The following is a 3,512-nucleotide window of genomic DNA, read 5'->3' as shown; positions in this document are numbered from 1 at the left end:
GATATTTTGCAAAGGAAGTTGCTTTAAAAGTAGATATTAATACAAGTACGTTGAGACAATGGTGTTTAGCAATGGAAAAATTAGATTATACGTTTGAACGAAATGACAAGGAACAAAGAATTTTTTATGAATCCGATATTAATATGTTCTTTGAAGTAAAAAGAGAAATTAGTAAAACAAGAAATCGTGATAATGCGATAAAGACTGTTGTATCAAGGTATTTATATGAAAAGAACTCTGAAAAGACGTCAAGCGTTCGTGGGTATGAACACGATAATGTAGTGATATCGGTTCAAGAATTAGAAAGAATTATAGAAAGATCAGTTAATAGAGCGATTGAAAATGAAAGAGAAATTATGCTTGAAGGTTTTGAAAGACGAATAAATAATGCCATTGAACAGCATGATTTAAAACTTGTTAATCAAGTTAGAAAAAAACAGAATGATGAGGAACAAAAATATTTAGAAATAGCAGCAACATCAGAAATAAAACAAAGCTTTTTTTCAAAATGGTTTAAAAGAAATTGAGAAAAAATACTATCAAATGCTTTTAATAGTGAAAGAGCATAAGGGAACCCAACAGGCTGTGCCTGTTGGGTTCCGTGAAAGACAAAGAGGTTCCACTTTATTTTTTCTATACAGGTTACATCCGTATGTTTTTTTCGTACATCCGGTCTCTATCCGGATGGTATTTGACCTACATCCGGATAGAGATCCGGGTCGATATGATCGATTAATGTAATGATTAAAAGTTAAAAAAATACTAACTTATATAATTTCTGAGAAGCTATCATTATACAAACATGGTATAATGTTCCTGAAAAAGTAATTTAATAACAGAAAAGGAAGTGTAATTGTGTTAAAGAAATATTTTATTTCATTTGTAGCAGTAGCATTAATGTTAACTAGCTATAATTTGGTTTTCCCTGAGAATGTTCAAACAGTATCTGCATCTTGTAAAAATCCCTATAGCGGAGCTTTAGCGAAATACAACCCATGTGTTACTCATAAAGAGGTTGGATATATTTCAGCTAGAGACTTTGCTTCAGCAGCTGGAGCCCATTATGTAGCTGGAGCTGGTTTAACTCATAGCGCAATTAACAAAGGCCTAAAAACAATTGGGTTAAGATTAATTCCTGGGTCACAAATAACATGGGGGGCAGATGCATTAAATTTTGCAGGTAACCAAGTTTATCTAAGTGCGAAGAAAAGAAATATAAAAGGATGGACTGTTACTTATCAATGGAGATATCAAACGGATGCTTTAAAAGATGGTGGAGGTATTCCTAAAAAGAGAGTACATCAAATATCTTATACTGCAGTTTTTAATTGATAACTTTAAAGCTATCAAATAGGCTTTAATTAAAGCCTATTTGATAGTTCACTAATATTACTGTTAATATAACAAAACCTACAAAAAACATGTTGAAATAAATATTTTTAAGAGGTTTATTAAAGTTTGTTTTTTTAGATATAAAATAGTTTAAGAGTACAAATAAAGCTGAGCTTATAAAAAATACACTAGTAGATAAAACGTTTAAAGCAAGAAGAATTAATAAAATAATACAAAATAAAATATATCTAAAACCTTCAATTCTTAGTAAATCCATTAATTAGTCTCCCCCTACTCCTCTTTATTTTAAGTTCTCACGTTCTTTTAGAGATTTTAAACGATCAAATTGATTTCTGTATTCGAAATCTTTGTTTTCTTTTTTACTGACAAGGATTTTCCCTTCATATTTAGCATATTTCTTCTTTGTATTTTTATCAGTCCAAGCAAGGTTTTCATTAACTAAATAAACGTTTGAAGTACCCATCTTTAAAACATCTACAAAACCGTTTTCTTGAAGTGTTTTAATTCCTCTGTAAATAGTCATTTTTGATTTCTCAAAATAGTCTTCAAAAACAGCATAAGAACAAGCTAGAGCATTTCGGTTGTCCATATGTTCAATAATAAAAAACAAAAGAGAACTTGCAAAGTTATGATTTGCCATCAACCAACGAAGTTCAGGCATATGATCTCTGTAAACTTGAATGAAATTATGGTTTTTTTTATCTTTTTCTTGCTGTTGTTCCTCTCTTTCTGCTTTCTTATCAAGATCTAAAAGCTTTTGAAGTCTTTGAAATTCATCCATAGTTAATTCCATAGTAACTTTTTGTTCTTCTGTTCTGTCCATTCACGCTCCTCCTAGGGATTTTATTTTTGTTATCTTTATGTATAATTTATGTTATATCCTATAACAAAAATTGATATATGTAAAGACTTTTTTGATATATTTTACCACCCAAAGGTATCACAAGCTATGTTACCTATAGGTATCACAAGCTATGTTACCTATTAACTCTTGAATCCCTATAAATATCAATGTTTCTAGTATTTCGCTTTCTATATCTCCTAAAGAGCTTTTCTCTGTACAAGGTTTGGGTAGTATTTTTTGAGAAACCCACTCAAAAAATCTCCACCCGTCCTCCTTGTACAGAGAAATTTTGCGTGTAATGTTGGCTATGCCGAGCGACTGATAGACCGATAAGACACAAAAATTATCCGCTCGTGACTTGCCAGTGTAACACGCAAAAACGCTGGAGCTAGCAGCTTAATAAGCTCTTAGATCATGTTTAGATAAAAAGGGAGACTAATCTCCCTCTGGCTACCGCCATTCACCCTCAAGCCTCACTCTTTCAACCCGATAAGGGGAAAACCATGTTTTTACAAAGAGACCCCGCAGTACTGCGGGGTCTCTTTGTCTTCATATTGGCTCGTATACGTTTATTTAATAAATAGGAGAGATTTACACCTAAGGCAACTTAAAACCTCTTAAAAGCCAATTTTGAGCGTTATGCAATGATTTGGCGTCTGTCAACGGTAAGCGGACCGAAGGGAGCATTAAGGAGTTGACATAATAGCCGCACCAGAACCCTCTTGGCATTGACGAAAACTCGTTTTTCGTCTTGCCTACCGGCGAGGGAGCCCCTCAAGGATTGAGGGGTTGGGGAGTTCGATTTAAGGGGGTCTGGGGATAATGTCCCCAGTGGGTTTGGGCAACGCCCAAGGTAGGGCCCTTTTAAGAGAAGATAAAAACTATTCTTTCCGGTGACTTTATTTAAATTAATATTAAATTAAGCTTTAAAAAACTATTTATATGGATTTAAGTTTTTTATATTGGATAAGTTGTTCCGCTTGCCTTCCAACCTTCCTTTTTATTTTGCTATCGCTACATAAATACCTTTACTTCACACAAACAACATCAGTTTGTGTGAAGTAAAGGTAACAGTTGGCTGAAAGGCGAAGCGGAAAGAGTTAGAAAGAGGTTTATATGTGGTTGGTAACGAAATAGTTTTTTGAGAAGAGAGGGGTGAACGGATGATGAACGGGGTAAATACGATTGGATATTTTGCAAAGGAAGTTGCTTTAAAAGTAGATATTAATACAAGTACGTTGAGACAATGGTGTTTAGCAATGGAAAAATTAGATTATACGTTTGAACGAAATGACAAGGAACAAAGAATTTTTTA

3 protein-coding genes are annotated in these 3,512 nt (G+C 33.3%); 2 read left to right on the top strand and 1 reads right to left on the bottom strand.

What is annotated here, in order from left to right; all coding sequences use genetic code 11:
* The coding region (locus ACNSTQ_RS22780; protein WP_418202037.1) for a DNA-binding protein at positions 1–527 on the top strand (527 nt) is incomplete at its 5' end.
* 328 nt (positions 528–855) lie between these two features.
* On the top strand, positions 856–1,332 hold the full coding sequence (locus ACNSTQ_RS22775) for a hypothetical protein (RefSeq protein WP_418202036.1): 477 nt from the start codon (positions 856–858) through the stop codon (positions 1,330–1,332).
* 301 nt (positions 1,333–1,633) lie between these two features.
* On the opposite strand, the gene ACNSTQ_RS22770 is transcribed toward ACNSTQ_RS22775, so the two are convergent.
* Positions 1,634–2,176, bottom strand: coding sequence for a replication/maintenance protein RepL (locus ACNSTQ_RS22770; RefSeq protein ID WP_418202035.1), 543 nt, complete (start codon positions 2,174–2,176; stop codon positions 1,634–1,636).
* Between the last annotated feature and the right edge of the window lie 1,336 nt (positions 2,177–3,512).

Source organism: Alkalihalobacterium sp. APHAB7, assembly GCF_048323755.1.
GTDB lineage: Bacteria > Bacillota > Bacilli > Bacillales > Bacillaceae_F > Alkalihalobacterium.
Note: the sequence above shows the minus strand (reverse complement) of the source record. Positions and strands in the feature narration are given on the sequence as shown.